Origin of the sequence: Lactococcus formosensis (genome assembly GCF_037892375.1) — a bacterium.
GTDB lineage: Bacteria > Bacillota > Bacilli > Lactobacillales > Streptococcaceae > Lactococcus > Lactococcus formosensis.
This window is the reverse complement of sequence record NZ_CP141721.1, coordinates 1580839-1596636: the sequence shown is the minus strand read 5'-3', so window position 1 is coordinate 1596636 and position 15798 is coordinate 1580839. Positions and strand designations below refer to the sequence as shown.

The window sequence follows — 15798 nt, the reverse complement described above, 5'->3', positions numbered from 1 at the left end:
TTTTTCTCCGTTTTAATAGTGACTTATTTTGGCACTATTTCAATGTATACTAAGTATATCAAAAGAAAGAGGATTTTATTTATGAAAACTTTAGTGATCAACTCGCATCCAGGCTTTACAAATCATGAGCACTTTTCTGTACAGCTTCAAGATAAATTTATAGAGCTTTACCACACACACTACCCAGAAAAAGACTTAACCATTATGAACCTTTATGAGGAAGATATTCCACGTATTGAAGCCACATCACTTTGGAGTGTTTGGGAGAAACAAGCAACCGGTAAAGAACTAAGCTCAACTGAAAGTAAAATTGCTGAGCGCAGCCAGTTTTTATTAGAGCAGTTCAAAGCTGACCAGCGGGTTGTTGTGTCCACACCTTTACATAACTTCAACATTACCTCACGTATGAAGGACTATATTGATAATCTGATGATCGCTCGCGAAACCTTCCGTTATCTTGCTGAGCCAGATGAGCAAGGAAAAGTTTCAGAAGGCTTGCTGAGAGACAACTATAAGATGCTCATGCTTTTCGCCAGTGGCTCGGTCTATACAGCAGATAGTATATATAAATCTGTCGATATTGCACCACACTATATGCAAACCATTTTCCAAGAAATGATGGGTTTTGATGACTTTCAGTTAGTACGGGCAGAGGGTACTGCAACCCAGGATAAAGACAGAATTTTAAACACCGCTTTTACTGATTTAGAGCAAAAATTTAGTTCTTTTTATCAATAGTATTTTATGGACCAATATTTAGTAAAGAAATCGTGGCTTTGTCTTCTCAGGAGATGAAAATAAAAAAACAAGCTGTTGCTTGGTTTTTTTATACTTAAAAGCCACCTTAACCTAAATATTTTTTAGCAATATTTTGGTAAGTACCTATCATATCTAAGTAATTTGAAATTTCAACGTATTCATTGATTTGGTAAGGAAGGGTGCTCACTCCTGGACCAAAGACAACAAAGTCAAATTTATTTTTGGCTTTAACAAACTCTGCAGCATCTGTGGTTCCTGCAATTCCAATCACTGGCAAAGGTGTTTCAAACTCGCTTTGGATAGTTTGAATCAAGGTTGAGTTTTTATCAGACTGCACCGAAATTTTATCTTCGTCAATGGCTAATGTAAGCTTATAATCATAGTCGACATTCACTTTATCAACTACTTCTTGAAGTTTAGCTTTAATTTTATCATTATCATAGGTTGGCACACTTCGGATATTTCCTTCAAGTCTGGCTTCCCCAGGGATAGCATTCACTTGATCTCCCCCTCGGATAACAGTGATATTATGAATAGTGGTACCAAGTTCTGAATCAGGATATTCTTCAGCAATTTGGGCCATTTCAGCGTTAATAGCAGTAATGAATTCATTCAGGTGGTTAATTGCATTAAAGCCTTCTTGAGGTTGCGAGCTATGCGCAGCCTTACCTTCCGAGACGACAGAATAGTTAATCGAACCCATATGCGTGTAGACCAAATTATAGTTGGTAGGTTCAGCGATAATCAAGCCGGATAAATCATCCGCATAGCCGAGTTCTGTGAGCTGACGACCGCCAAGTTCTCCGACTTCTTCACCTACTGTAGCTAGCAAACGGACTGTACCATCAAAATTAACATCGGCTTCTTTTAATTCAATCATTGCAATCGTGATAGCTGCAAGCCCAGATTTCATGTCTGTTGAACCACGTCCATATAATTTATCACCATCAATAGTCGCAGAAAAAGGTGGATATGTCCAAAGTTCTTCATTACCAATATCGACTACGTCCATATGTCCCGTCAGTCCTAAAACTCGATGACTTGAGCCTTTCTTGATTTCGGCTACTAAACTGCTACGACCTTCAGCATATTTAATTAATTTAGAGTCAATTCCGTGATTCTTCAATAAGTTTTGTAAATAAATAGCGACTTCTTCTTCATTACCGTTAATCGATTTGATTTTTATCAAATCTTGTAAAATTTTAACTTTTTCTTCTTTTTCCATGAAATCCCTCCTAATTTTTAATTCATTTGCATTATTAATCTAATCTCTATTAATTATTGTACTCTTTGTTATTTTCTCTTTCCAATATTTATACTTTTTATTCCTTCAAAATATTTTTTACATAGTGAGCAGGATTTTGTCGTTGTCCTTTGAGACGTGCAGATACCTCCTCCTACCCTTCTACTATAGTATTGATGAGTAATGTCACGTCTTTTACCTATAACAAGTCACGTGCTCCTAAGACAAGCATGCAGAGATTTTGCAATAATAGGCGAAGTTCCTATAGCAATAATCACCCTCCCTTCCTCCAGTGTGGGGTCTTTTTCATTACAACTTTTTTATACAATGTCATTGGGATTACCCAACGACTAAATATTGATTTTATGGATATTTTCAGTTGTTTTACGCCTCTTTTAGGTATATAATATTGAATAAACCAATATTTACTAAAGGATATTAAATGTTTATTGACTATACACGTGAGCCGCGGCGCGCAATCTTTTTTGAGGATGTAAAATCCAATTATGCTTCTATCGAATGCGTCGAGCGAGGACTTCACCCTTTAGAAACCTCTCTTTGCGTCATGAGTCGTTCAGATCATTCTTATGGCCTCATCTTAGCTTCTAGTCCTAAATTTAAAGAGGTTTTTGGTAAATCCAACGTCAGTCGTGCTGCAGATTTACCTTTTTTACTGGAAAATAGGAAATTTAACTATCGGCGTTGGTATGCCAAGCATACTGACATTTATGGGCAACGTACAGAACCCTCCATGCAACATGTCGCTTTTATTGAAAGCTGGGCTAAACGCACACATATCGTCCCACCGCAGATGGCACTTTATATCGATAAGAATATCGAGATGCAGCAACTCCTCGCTAATTACACTTCTTCTGAAGAAATCCACTCCTATTCTATTGACGAATCCTTCCTTGATGTTACAGAATCTCTGAACCTGTTCTACCCTAAAGTCAAAGATAAATATGAACAGATGGATTTGTTAGCGCGAGATTTACAGAAAAAAGTCCTTGATCAGATGGGTTTGTATGTAACTGTAGGAATGGGGGACAATCCTTTGCTTGCCAAACTCGCCATGGACAATTATGCCAAGCACAGTACAACTATGCGGGCGCTCATCCGTTACGAAGATGTCCCTGAAAAAGTTTGGACACTTTCGAAGATGACTGACTTTTGGGGGATTGGGAGACGGACAGAGAAAAGATTCAACAAGTTAGGAATATATTCTATCAAGGATCTGGCTCATGCGAACCCTGATCGGATTAAACGAAAAATGGGCGTTGTTGGACTGCAACAATTTTTTCATGCACATGGTATTGATGAAACCAATGTCCGTGAGAAGCACCATAAAAAATCAGAAAGCTACAGTAACAATCAGATTTTGCCGCGCGATTATGTACAACAAGATGAAATTGAACTCGTAATTAAAGAAATGGCTGAACATCTTGCTATTCGACTTCGTAAGGGGAAAAAACTAGCAGGCGGTCTCTTTCTCTACGTCAAACCTTCTTACAAAGAATACTCTTCCTCGATAAAAATATCCAGTAAAATCGAACCTACTCAGAGTACGACGGATATACAAGCCGAATTTTTGCGGCTCTTTAGAAAAAAATATCGTGATGAGGTTGTGAGAGAAATCGGTATTGGTGGTTTTGATTTATCCAGTGAAAATATCAAACAGCTTAATCTTTTTGAGACAATGCTCTCTCATGAGCCTAAGATCATCGCTCATCAAAAACAGGAAGCTCTGCAAAATGCCATCGATGAAATACGTGATAAATTTGACTTTACAGCCATTCAAAAAGCCAGCATTTTGACAGCTGGCTCTAGAGTTTTAGAAAGAAATAAAATGATTGGCGGCCACGCTGCCGCAGGAGGAGAGAAGAATGACAGTTGATCGCTCATATAGCCCTTACGAATCCATCCGTAACTATCAAGATAGAGGGATGATGAAATGGGGCGCTTTCGCCACAGGAGAATTGTCTGAAGCACAGCGAAAATTAAGAGAAAAAGAGGAATTAGAAGCAAGGAATACATCGAAGATAATAGAATATACGGATTAATTTACTGTAAAGATATAACAATAAACAAAAAAGAAGCTGATAAGGCTTCTTTTTTGTTTCAACTTCGTAAAAAGTATCAACGTGTAACACGTGTGCCCATCTTTCCCTCTAATGCGGCTACGCCATTTTCCAAGGAAGATATTATTGCCTGTTTTCCCTGTTGGGCAAAGTCAATACAAGCTTTAACTTTTGGACCCATGCTACCTGCTGCAAAATGTCCTTCTTTGTAGAATTTTTCCAGTTCCGCTACTTTAATTTCCTCCAGTTTAGTTTGGTTCTCTTTCCCATAATTCACGAAAACATTAGGTACGTCAGTCAAAATCATCAAGACATCCGCATCAATATTTTCCGCCAATTTGAGGGCTGCTGCATCTTTATCAATAACAGCATCCTGTCCTACATACATACCTTCTTTTTTCACTACAGGAATTCCACCTCCGCCACAGGAAATGACCACAGTTTGGGTATCCAAAAGTTTTTTCACACTGTTACTCTCTACAATAGTTTGTGGTTGAGGAGATGGGACCAATCGGCGATAACCCCGGCCAGCATCTTCGCCCATAACAAACCCTTCTTCTTCCATCTTTTCAGCTTCTGCTCGAGAGTAAAATAGACCAATAGGTTTTGTCGGCTTTTCAAAAGCAGGATCTGCAGCATCCACTTCCGTCATCGTCAAAATAGTAGCAACATCAAGATCTGGATAACGGCTTTTTATTGATTCCTGAATCATATATCCAATATAACCTTGTGATTGTGCACTTGCACTAGAAAAAGGTTGAGCTGGGATTTCCTGGGCACACAGTTCATTACGTTGTAGGATTTGCCCCACTTGTGGGCCATTACCATGTACAATAGCCAGCTCATAACCTGCTTCAATAATTGCACCAAAGCTATCCACACTAATCTCTATATTTTCTTTTTGTTCATCGAAAGTCCCTTTTTGACCTGGTTTCAAGATTGCATTGCCACCTAAAGCTATAACAACTCTTTTTTTCTTCTCAATCATGGTTCGCTTCTCCTTCTATATCTTTAAAAATTTGCCAGAGCTGGTTACAGTCTGTACGTTCTCCCACATATTCCATATTAAATAGCTCAGGGGCTGTTCCTTCAAGATAGCGACGAAGATGCATGTCGGAAAAACCGTGTAGCGCAGCTTCTTCCCTTTACTGCTATAATAAACTTTTTTCACATTGGCCCACATCATAACGCCCACACACATAGGACAGGGTTCACATGTTGCATATATCTCACAGTCAGAGAGATCCATTGTGCCCAGTTTTTGACAGGCTTCACGTACTGCTACCATTTCCGCATGTGCCGAGGGATCTGTGTCACGTACCATCGTATTTCCTACGGCTGCGATCACTTGCCCTTCGCGGACAATAGTTGCACCAAATGGTCCACCTTCTCTGCGCCGCATCCCTTTGATAGTAGCCGCTGTCGCTAATTCAAAATATTTATTCATAGTTTTACCTCTTATTTTTTGCGAGCGCTCCATAGAGTAACCGCTGTGTAAATGACAAATGATGAAATTAAACCTGTAAAGAAGGCAAAATCATCCATAGCTTTTAAAAGACCAATCTGAGGGACAAAAGCACCAATCATTGAAAGTACAAAACTTACCGCTAAAACCCACATGGCACGTTTATTATAATTGACACTCTGTATGCTATCAGACTCGGCATAAATCTCTTTTAAATTCATCACACCTCGTTTGTTGATAAAAAAGTCCGAAAGCATAATCCCAGTGATTGGACCAAACATTGAGCCGATAAAGCTATAAAAGAGGAACAGGTGATTAATAATATTCCATGGCATGATAAGAATACCAACAACAGCTGTAAGCAGCCCACCTCGTTTTACTGTAAAGATTTTTGGTGCTAGAGAGGTTAGCTGGAGTCCAGCTGGGAAGAGATTACCAAAGACAACAAAAGCCACAGCCCCAATATTGAGTGCCATAATCAAGACAATCACTGCTAGAGTACTGTCCATTTGATTGATCGACTGGACGATGTCAAAATTTTTGAACTCAGGAAAAGCGATTGCTGTTCCTGCAAATAGGCTGACACAAGTAATAGCAAACAGTACATAGGACAGGATGAATCCTAAAGGGAGACCGATTGCCATTGCTTTCATTGATTGAGCGCGTGATGTGAAATCTCCTGTATTTACGATAGGACCTGCCCAGTTAGATACTAGAGCGCTCACACAAGTAATAAATAAAAGAGTATTAAATTGATGATGTTCAGGTGCGTAGTTCATAACATTGTTAAAACCACCTGCAATTGTAATTGCCCAAACAGCTGCCCCAATGATGAAAAGATAAACCACTGGTGAGGCATAAGTTCCAAGTTTATCAATGACGCTGTTCCCTCCCATAAAGAGTAAAACCGTTACAAGCCATACAAGGACAAGACTAAGAGCAGTATACACTGGCAAACCAAATATTCTAGCTCCACCTCCAATGGATGTATATCCTGGGAAAATTCGGTTAAAAATAACATCCATTGCTCCAGCAGTTACTGTAGTTTGTGTACCAGTAAATACTACTCCTGCTATCAAGCCACGCGCTAAAGCAGGAAAGATTGACCCTTTCGTCCCAAATACTGAACGTAACACCATCGTAAAAGGTATTCCATATTTAGCTGAGGCAACACCGTTTACCACATAGAAAAACGAGACAATAACAGCAGAAACCATTACCGCTGCAAATACCTGCTTAGAATTCAAGCCTAACAAGAAGAAACCCGCAACTGTCATGTAAGAGAGAATGTTATGAACAGGACCCATCCATAAGGTTGTAAATTGTCGAATGCCCCAATCACGCTCCTCTTGCGACTTTGGCCGCAATTCTTCAGAAACTGAACTAAAATCAATTGCTTGCTCATTTTTTACAGCAGTTGCTGTAGCACTTATTTCCATCATTTGACATTACTCCTTTTATATTTTACATTTCGTCCTCGATTAATTTCGCTTGTTGAGCAAACAAGGGATTTTCCGGTTGGGTCCTTTTTGCCAGAAGCATCGTTTCATACGCTTCCTGAAATTTACCAAGTGCTCGTAAGCTATTGGCTTTGTGGAACATATAATCCACGCGATCAGGTTCTTCTGACAGAAGTGAGTTCATGACTTCTACAGCTTCCTCATGTCGACCGAGTTCTCTTAAAAAATTAGATTTATGATAAAGAAAGAAGTCTCGAGATTCTAGGTATTGCGCCCCTTTATCAAAATAAGCCAGAGCTTTTTCAGTATCACCCATTTTCTTTGCCAAATTTGCGAGGTAATAAGCAAATTCTACCGTCTGTTTCCGACCCTTTTCATAATAATACTGTGCCGCTTCATAGTTCTTCAAGTTTTCATAAGCAACGCCCAGATAATAGCTTTGCTCAGGCGAAACAGGTAGCTTTAAAAGCCGTTGAATAGCCGCAGTACTCTTGCCTTGACGAATTAAATGCTTAATCATGATAAAATCACTCTCATCCTGCTTATTTTCAAGGACAGTAAGAATTAGTTCACTCTTCTTTTGTTTCGCATAATCCACTGCAGAGTATCCTGAGAAGTCTACGATATCAATATCTGCTCCAGCTACCATAAGCTCCTCAACGATATCACGATAGAGAAAACCATCATTACCAAGAATTATAGCTTCAAGCAGAGCTGACCATCCTAGCTTATTCACGTGATTTACTGGAACTCCTGCATCGAGTGCCAGTTGAACGATACTTAGAAAGCCTTTTTCACTTGATGGCAGTAAAGCTGTTCCGCCAAAGCGATTGAAATGCGTTACATCTGGCTGATATTCCAGCAGTAACTCAAAGAGCTCGGTAAAACCATTTGCTGCCGCTGCGATAAAAGGAGAGAGATGATTCTTATCCTTTTGACTCGGATCAAATCCTCTGGACAATAAAATTGCTGCAACATCCACTTGGTTAGCTAAGACTGCCAGATGTAGCGGACTTTGTCCTGATTCATTAACAACTGTCAAGTCAGGACTTTCCCTATTCTCCAACTCGCTCAAAAGTTCTTCGTGATTGCTCATGTTTAAAACTTCAAAAAGTGTTTTTTCCATCATTTTGACCAAGCAAAGTCATCTTTCAATCTCAGATTAACTTTGCCTTCTACTTTCTAGTTGAATTTTTGGCTAAAAGCGACAATTGCTTTTTGGAAGGCTTCATAAGGGGGGTAAGTGATCCCAGCACCAATCATCCCAATTCCCGCATCTTTATGGGCGATTGCTGTATTAATCACTGGCAGTACATTACTCTGCACAACCTTCATAATATCAATACCTGTCGCCAGTCCCCTGAAGTTTAGGGGAGCTATCGTGATGTTGGGATTTTGACCCGTTGTGATACTTTCCATCTCCATGCTATAGTTTAAAGCATCAGTAACCGTACCGCCGACAAGAGCAACAATTGCTGGGGCAGCTGCCATCGCAAACCCGCCTAAGCCAAAGGTTTCAGTAATAGCTGAATCCCCAATGTCTAATCCAGAATCAGCCTCTGTATATCCCGCAAACATCGGTCCAATCACCTTTTGCGAAGGGCCAACGAACCAGTCCGTTGGCTCCATACTCGCCAAGCGAATACCAAATTCTGTACCATTACGGGCCATTGTTGTTACGATTGAGCTGTACTCTTCCATACCGACAGCTGCATCCAACGCTGCTTTACAAAAAGCCATCCATGTCGGTCCGGAAAAATAATCCGAACTTGCGACAAAGTCAAAAACTTCTTTTTTTTGTGCTGTTGTAAAGTGGGTCTGAATAATACCAGGCGTTAAAGCTTGAATGAGCAAGGTTGTTCCTGCCACGTTCCGATTATGAAGCTCATCACCCATGTGCACCGCTTCTGCAGCCATTAAGCGAAGGTCAATCCCCCCTTCAATATACGTCATTGCTTCTGCAAGCATCGGTCCAAAAACATCTCTCATCCAGACAAGTCGATGAATCACGGATTCATCATTGGCTCCCATCCGTAAGATTTTAGAAAGCTGCTCTGATAAGTTGGTGTAGGCAGTATTTCCGTAGGTTTTATTTTCGACGATATGGACATACATTGAAGCTGAAGTCACACCTGCCATTGAGCCTACTGCATTGTGTTCATGACAGGGGCTAAATTCAATATTTCCTGCTTCAACAAATTTTTTAGCTTCTTCAAGATTGTTTGCAAAGCCTTCAAAAATCACTGCACCAAGAACTGCACCACGCATGGGACCATTCATCTTGTCCCAGCTTATTCTTGGTCCTGCATGAAGAATCATATTTTTCTTCATGCCTGGGACAACTTCTAGTGCAGGCGCATAGCCAGTAAGATAAATACTTGATGAAGTAATAATCTCAAGTACATTTTTATTAGCTTCTTCGATTTTGGCAATATTTTCTGGCTTCTCAAGTAGAGTAAGTGCTTTAATCACATCAGCATTTCCTAGACCTGGAGGAGCCCACTCGAGTTGAATACTTTCTGCACCTTGATTATGGATATCTGCTGCAAATTTTTCGAGTCCGACATTAATAACTTTCAAATCGCTAGTAAATAAATTATTCATATGATTACTCCTTTTCAACCATTTCTCGTGCTAGTAAGGCAGCATTTTGCATACTACTTGCATAAGTTGCTCCAGTTGCCACTAGTTTATCAAGTTGTTCTTGATAATTTTGCTCATCAAGACCCGTCCCTAAAATATAACCTATTACTTCAAGATGGCGTCCAGCTTCATTTGCTGCTGCTTTTGCTTTGATAATTTCTTCTGTAAAAGCACCGACTGGATCTTCGTTTGCACCATAGCCCAGTACGAAATCCAGTAAAATTACTGCCACTTCTGGATCTTGTGCTTCTTTTCTGAAGCGTTCCAGACGTGTGCTTGGATCAATCATTGGATGTGGTTTTCCATCCGTATATTCATCCGCACCAAAGTCGATAAAAGTATGTCCTTCGGAGACGCTCAAGTTTTTTATTTGATTTTCTTTTGTTTTAGCTGTATTACTGAAAACTTGAACATATTTTTCTTTCGTAATGAAATACGCTTCAGATGCTAAAGTTCCGCCTGAAAATAGTCCACGAATATACTTTTGCTCTGGTTTCAGCTCTTCCTTGACCTCTTTAATCAAAGGAAGATTGAGTGGGTGGAGATCAAGAAGACTCCGATCAATACCTGCAAGCTCCACAGCTTTCAGTGCAGCATTTTTTGACATATTTTCAAAATGGACATTTCCTTCAGATGATTGTACCATCTGACCAACGAACCAAATCACAACTGGTTTATCGATGGATTTAACTCGTGAAATCACTTTTTCCGTCACCTCTGGAGTAGTCGGTTTTGATATCAAGACAATAACATCTGTTTCAGAATCTTTTGCCAGCATATCAATACCTGAAAGCATCATTCGTCCGTTAATTTCTGGATTTAAATCACGTCCACCTGTTCCGAGCATTTGGGAGATACCCCCACCAAATTCATGAATACGAACAGACACTTCCTGCGCTCCCGTTCCAGAGGCACCAACAATACCAATATTTCCTCGACGTACTTTATTTGCAAAACCTAAACCAATATTATTAATGATTGCTGTTCCACAGTCTGGGCCCATCATCAACAAATCTTTTTCTAGCGCCAAATCCTTGAGCATGATTTCATCTTCAACAGAAACATTATCTGAGAACATCATCACATTCAGACCTGCATTCAGAGCTTGAAGTGCTTCTCGCGTCGCATAATGACCATTAACTGATATCAAGGCAAGATTTGCTTCTTCCATGTCTTCTTTTGCCTCTTTTATCATATGATAAGTGCGTGGTGTATCTTTACTTTCTATTTTTTCTTTATGCTCAAGAATTGTATCAATTTTTTCAAAAATCTCTGACTCATGAGCGGAGTCTTGAATTTTCATCGTAATGACTAAATCACTCGATGCTGCTTTAGCAATCGTTTCATCAAGCAGTCCAACATTAGCCATAACTTCTTTATTCATATCTGTTGCCATCGCAATAATAATCTGATCAATTTCCTCGATTTGATTAGCTTTGGTCGAAAGTGCCATAAGGGACACTGAGTCGATATACCGGTTACTCATGATTTTTGTAACTAATCTCATGTTAATTCTTCTCCATTTCTATTTTTTCAATTTCTTCTGCTCTCATAAACTCCATGGCAAGCTTTATACCGAGTAGAGTGTCAAAACCTGATGTCGAACCTATTTCTAAAACAGACTGTGCGCGTTCCTCAATCAACTCTGGGTCGCTCTCCTCGATAAATGAAAGTACATTTGCCTTCCCCTCACCCAAAGCCGCAAAATACAGCTGGTGTTGGCTGATTAGATTTGTATGCGACAACTGTGAGCCCTTTTTTCCTAAAATATCTTCAACAACTCTTTCTTTACATTTAGGTAAAGAGTTGAGGGTTAAAAATAATCCCGTAAGCACATCATCTCCCGAAGGTGTTAAACCTACACCTAGACCGATTAAACGTTGTCCATTTTTTCTTATCCTTATGTGTTCCCCGCCGATTAAGGCTTGTTTGAGAGACTGAATTTCACAAAGGAGAGGGGTAAGGAAAGGACGATAAGCCGGATTATTTGTATAAGGATTACTTTTCAGTTCAAGAATATTCAGCTTCTCTATTTTTTGACTTAAGTTTGAAGGTAAAGTATTATGTTTTTCAGAAGTTCCCACTGTATCAATTCGAAATTTTATCTCTAACTGAGGGTCAATGAACAACTTACCTTGTGCCAAATTAACTTTTTGCCCGCGAAAAATATGCGATTTTAGCTCTTGAAAATTCTCGAGAAAAACACTATTCGGCGAGCCACGTACGCGACGGCCCCCCAGAGTAAGCATATTAGGAATTTGTTTATTTAATACAACATTAATGGTATGGTCAAATATACTATGAATAACCCCCTGAAACTCTTGACTATGAACCCTTTTGAATGTATCAAAATCAACCTTACCAATGCTTGTCTGTTTCACTCCTAAAGCCTCCCTTCCGATTTATAAGTTTATTATACTTCCTTTGTAAGGGGTTTCCTATGTATGGTTTAATTGAAATTCTACAATAGTTTTTGTACAATATAACCAATAGAAACGGAGAAGCTCATGAATATTTCTGAATTCCTTAAACTACCTTTCACTCAAGAGTTCAAAATGTTGGCAGGAAAAAATGGCGCTAAAAATGCCATAACTGGTGTCAATATCCTTGATAATCCTCGAGCTTCTGAGTGGTTATCACCTGGAGAATTAATCCTTACTTCCGGCTACCTTTTCAGTGAAACTCCTGATGCATTGGAAAAATTTATCACTAATTTTCATCATCTCAATATTGCCGCAGTTTGCATCAAACCCCAGCTTTACTTGACTCCTTTACCTGAAGAATTAATTAAACTGTGCAATCAATACAATCTACCCTTGATTGAAATTCCATATGGTATCTCCTTTTCAAAAATTATGACCTCAGTAATGAACTTACTCTCTGAATCCTCCTTAAAGGTTTATCAGAATGTTTTAGATGCCAACTCGACCTTTATGCGCGCTGAGCTTGAGGGAACCAGTTTTGAGAAACTTATTAGGAGTTTAGAGGAACTTTTTGATAACCCACTCATTATTACTGGAAGTGATTGGGGCTTAGTTTCTGAAAAATACTCTTCTGAATTCGCCCCTTACGTGGCACTACATAACAAGGTTGCTTACTTTGACACAGCTTCACTCAGTGTTTTACCTATTAATATGAGTATTTTGAATCATCCAATCCAAGTAAATTTCCCTGATCATCAAAGTGGTGTCATTATGCCCCTCTACTTTAATCAAGTGAATTACGGCTATATTGTGCTTCTCCAAAAAAATCATTTCTTAGCAGGCAACGACTATGCTTTACTTGAGCAAGCTTCCATCGCAACAGCCTTAAAAATCGTCCATCGTATGGAAAAAATGCACATTACCAATCGCCTTTCACGAAATTTTTACCGTGAGCTTATTTTCGGACAAGGTTCAATTGAAGAACTTCACTCCTATGAAATTGACTTCAATTTTGAAGTGCCCTATTCGGTATTTATTCTCAAAGTAGAGAATACTACTGAGTCAAACAGTAGCCCCTTGCAACGAAAACACGAGGAAGACGTTATTTTAAAACGTATTTTGATGATAAGTAAAAATTATGAATTACTTTCTTCCTGTTCAATCCATATTTTTAGACAAGGCGAGCTCTTTATTGGCTTATTCAATAACACTAAAGAAGAACGTAAAAATAAACAAAGGACGATCTTTCAAGACTTTTTCACTTATTTATCACAATCCATGAGTACGATCTATTCTCTCCATCTTTTTGTTGGCTCGACTCAAACAATCGAGCGACTCAACCAAAGTTACAAAGAAGCAAACCAACTGCTACATTACCAAGGAACTTCTCCCGACCCTATATATTTTTCTGCCGATTATTATTTTGAAACTTTTCTTCACCAACATATTGGCAAGGATCATGCGCAAGAATTTGTCTCTCATTATCTTTCTAATCTGATAGAATATGACCAAGATACAAACAGCAACTTGGTTCAGACGTTAGATGTTTTTTTACAGTATCATCAAAACATCGCCACCGCTTCAAGACAGCTCTATATTCACCGCAACACTTTACTTTATCGACTTGAAAAAATAGAAAGTATCTTAGGTTTGAAACTTGCTGATCCTAGCGTTCAGCTGCCTTTAAGCTTATCTTTAAAGCTCCTAAGAGATTACGAAATACTATGAAAAAAATTATATATAGTACATTCAAGGACCTTCCTCTTACGCTCTCTTTTTATGAAAGCAATCTCGCAAATTCCAATAAGCCCGCTATTATTTATTTTCATGGCGGAGGACTTATCTTTGGACATCGTGATGACTTGCCAGAGTCATACATCCACTCCTTTACCCAATCTGGTTATCCTTTTATTTCTATCGATTATGTTTTAGCACCTGAAGCTAAACTTGATCAGATTTTCTTGAGTATTTCACACTTTTTTCAATGGTTCGAAGAAAATCATATGCACATTCTTCATCTCCAAAGTAATGAAAAAATACTCTTTGGTCGAAGCTCTGGTGCCTATCTTGCTTTACAATGGGCTAAGCGAATTAAAGTTAATGCCGTCATCGCCTTTTATGGTTATCATTCTCTTTTTCACAATGAATTTTTACTTCCTAGCCACAACTTCCAAAAATATCCGTCCCTCTCTGAAACACTAGTTTCAAAATCAATTCAAAAAAAACCTATGGTTAAAACAGATCTCCAGCGCTATCTTCTTTATGTTTTCTTTCGCCAATCTGGCACCTGGATTAAAAATTTAACCGATGTTCCTAAACAATTAGATACTTACAGCTTAACAGCCCATGATTTAAAAAACTTACCTCCAACCTTCCTCGCAGCCAGCAGGTCTGATGAAGACGTTCCTTATTCATTTTCACAGCTCATGTCTCGGCTCATTCCTAAAAGCAATCTACTTACTTTTGACAATCTGCCACACGACTTTGACCGTGAAGTAAAGGGAGGGGCAAGCCAAGAGAGCTACCGTAAGCTTCTATTATGGTTAGATAATTTATAGTACAAAAAAACTGCCGAAATTTTCAGCAGTTTTTTACGATTATTTGCCGTGAAGATGTGCAACTTTCCATCACTCTGGTAATTCAGACTTCGCAAATGCATAATAATTTCCATCAGGATCTTGGAAATTAAAATTTACCATACCTTGGAAATCATTGATTGCGCTTGCTGTGTTCGTTGCTTTAGAGACACGCGCATGCCATTCCTCTAAGTCATCCACAGTAAAGAGCATAGAGCCTTTCATATCCGCTACTTCTGGTGAATTTTGACGAATAAAGTCAAGATTCCATAACTGAATGCGAGCGCTAGGAGCATCCGCATCCACTGCGAAAATCACCGTTTCTTGCAATCCTGAACCTTGGCGACGAAGTTCTTTCAAACCAACTTTCGCCCAAAATTCTGCGTGCGTTGGGACATCCGAAACATAAAGCATATTACAAAGATTAATCATAGTATTTTCTCTTTTCTATAAAGTAAACAGATGGTGACTTGCTCTAAAACGCACCTTCTTCTTTTACATTGATTATCCCACAGTCTAAGGCAAAAAACAATTTAGAAACTCTGGAATTCCGATAGGGATAATTTATACATTGAGATAATGTGATAAGAAAACGTATCTTTTTAATAAGACTTTCCTTATTTTCAAATATTCAATTCATTTTTCCAAGTCTAATTCCTCCTCAAAGCCTATGTCCCTGTGCTATACTAGAATTATAAAATTACACGACTAATCACGGAGGTTCTCATTTGACTCAATTTAATTTTTTATCAAAAACTTTTAATGTCATTATAAAAGTCTGTTTAAGTTTACTCGGGCTGGTCATTGCCTTTCTTATGTTTAAAGAGATCTGGGTACTTCTCTCCTCATTCACTACTGGGTTTATTGATTACAGTTTCTACGACATCATTGACCGCATCCTAACCTTTTTCCTCTTCTTGGAATTCTTAGAGTTGATCATTCACTATCTCTCCGATAATGATCACCCAACAATCAAGAAATATATCTATATAGCAGTTGCTTCTATCGTCCGACTTTTGATTTCAAATCACGAAACCTCTCAACTTAGTCTGTTCCTCCAATGTTCGGCAATTTTAGTCCTCATCATTGGAACAGTTCTTTTAAACCGTTGGGGCGATTTAAAATAATAAAAAACCTTCGCTTCTTGCCGA

Annotated in this window: 15 protein-coding genes; 6 read left to right on the top strand and 9 right to left on the bottom strand. The window is 38.8% G+C overall.

Annotated features, from left to right (window positions below):
* Window positions 1-81 precede the first annotated feature (81 nt).
* Window positions 82-738, top strand: coding sequence for an FMN-dependent NADH-azoreductase (locus VNN39_RS07745; RefSeq protein WP_338997320.1), 657 nt, complete (start codon window positions 82-84; stop codon window positions 736-738).
* 106 nt (window positions 739-844) lie between these two features.
* Here the strand turns inward: VNN39_RS07745 and VNN39_RS07740 are convergent, their stop codons facing one another.
* Window positions 845-1984: an ArgE/DapE family deacylase gene (locus VNN39_RS07740; protein ID WP_338997319.1), complete on the bottom strand. Its 1140-nt coding sequence runs from the start codon at window positions 1982-1984 to the stop codon at window positions 845-847.
* A 460-nt stretch (window positions 1985-2444) separates the two neighbouring features.
* Here VNN39_RS07740 and VNN39_RS07735 point away from each other — a divergent pair, with 460 nt between their 5' ends.
* The gene (locus tag VNN39_RS07735) at window positions 2445-3896 is read left to right on the top strand and encodes a Y-family DNA polymerase (protein ID WP_338997318.1); all 1452 of its coding nucleotides are present in this window, start codon (window positions 2445-2447) and stop codon (window positions 3894-3896) included.
* Window positions 3886-4062 (top strand): hypothetical protein, encoded by a 177-nt coding sequence (locus VNN39_RS07730; protein WP_213433091.1) that lies wholly within the window; start codon window positions 3886-3888, stop codon window positions 4060-4062. The genes VNN39_RS07735 and VNN39_RS07730 overlap by 11 nt, the downstream gene beginning before the upstream one ends.
* A gap of 76 nt (window positions 4063-4138) precedes the next feature.
* Here the strand turns inward: VNN39_RS07730 and arcC are convergent, their stop codons facing one another.
* Genes arcC through VNN39_RS07695 form a run of 7 tightly spaced genes read right to left on the bottom strand, consistent with a single transcriptional unit; the run spans window position 4139 to window position 12029 of the window.
* The gene (gene arcC, locus VNN39_RS07725) at window positions 4139-5068 is read right to left on the bottom strand and encodes a carbamate kinase (protein WP_338997317.1); all 930 of its coding nucleotides are present in this window, start codon (window positions 5066-5068) and stop codon (window positions 4139-4141) included.
* Window positions 5069-5083: 15 nt separating this feature from the next.
* The gene (locus tag VNN39_RS07720; RefSeq protein ID WP_338997316.1) at window positions 5084-5482 is read right to left on the bottom strand and encodes a nucleoside deaminase; all 399 of its coding nucleotides are present in this window, start codon (window positions 5480-5482) and stop codon (window positions 5084-5086) included.
* Window positions 5483-5538: 56 nt separating this feature from the next.
* Window positions 5539-6987 carry a cytosine permease gene (locus VNN39_RS07715; protein WP_338997315.1) on the bottom strand — a complete coding sequence of 483 codons (1449 nt, stop codon included), beginning with the start codon at window positions 6985-6987 and terminating at the stop codon, window positions 5539-5541.
* Window positions 6988-7009: 22 nt separating this feature from the next.
* Window positions 7010-8131, bottom strand: a complete 1122-nt coding sequence (locus VNN39_RS07710; RefSeq protein WP_338997314.1) for an ankyrin repeat domain-containing protein — start codon at window positions 8129-8131, stop codon at window positions 7010-7012.
* A 56-nt stretch (window positions 8132-8187) separates the two neighbouring features.
* Window positions 8188-9609: a DUF1116 domain-containing protein gene (locus VNN39_RS07705; protein WP_338997313.1), complete on the bottom strand. Its 1422-nt coding sequence runs from the start codon at window positions 9607-9609 to the stop codon at window positions 8188-8190.
* A gap of 4 nt (window positions 9610-9613) precedes the next feature.
* A complete protein-coding gene (fdrA, locus tag VNN39_RS07700) occupies window positions 9614-11155 on the bottom strand; it encodes an acyl-CoA synthetase FdrA (RefSeq protein WP_338997312.1) in 1542 nt (513 codons plus the stop codon).
* A 1-nt stretch (window position 11156) separates the two neighbouring features.
* A complete protein-coding gene (locus VNN39_RS07695) occupies window positions 11157-12029 on the bottom strand; it encodes a DUF2877 domain-containing protein (RefSeq protein WP_338997311.1) in 873 nt (290 codons plus the stop codon).
* 126 nt (window positions 12030-12155) lie between these two features.
* On the opposite strand from VNN39_RS07695, the gene VNN39_RS07690 reads away from it, so the two are divergent.
* On the top strand, window positions 12156-13799 hold the full coding sequence (locus VNN39_RS07690) for a PucR family transcriptional regulator (RefSeq protein ID WP_338997310.1): 1644 nt from the start codon (window positions 12156-12158) through the stop codon (window positions 13797-13799).
* Complete coding sequence (locus VNN39_RS07685) at window positions 13796-14629, top strand: alpha/beta hydrolase (RefSeq protein WP_338997309.1); 834 nt, start codon at window positions 13796-13798, stop codon at window positions 14627-14629. Before VNN39_RS07690 ends, VNN39_RS07685 begins: the two co-directional genes overlap by 4 nt.
* 69 nt (window positions 14630-14698) lie before the next feature.
* On the opposite strand, the gene VNN39_RS07680 is transcribed toward VNN39_RS07685, so the two are convergent.
* Window positions 14699-15079: a VOC family protein gene (locus VNN39_RS07680; RefSeq protein ID WP_096368178.1), complete on the bottom strand. Its 381-nt coding sequence runs from the start codon at window positions 15077-15079 to the stop codon at window positions 14699-14701.
* Between the two features lie 296 nt (window positions 15080-15375).
* Here VNN39_RS07680 and VNN39_RS07675 point away from each other — a divergent pair, with 296 nt between their 5' ends.
* Window positions 15376-15774 carry a phosphate-starvation-inducible PsiE family protein gene (locus VNN39_RS07675; protein ID WP_017370294.1) on the top strand — a complete coding sequence of 133 codons (399 nt, stop codon included), beginning with the start codon at window positions 15376-15378 and terminating at the stop codon, window positions 15772-15774.
* Window positions 15775-15798 lie beyond the last annotated feature (24 nt).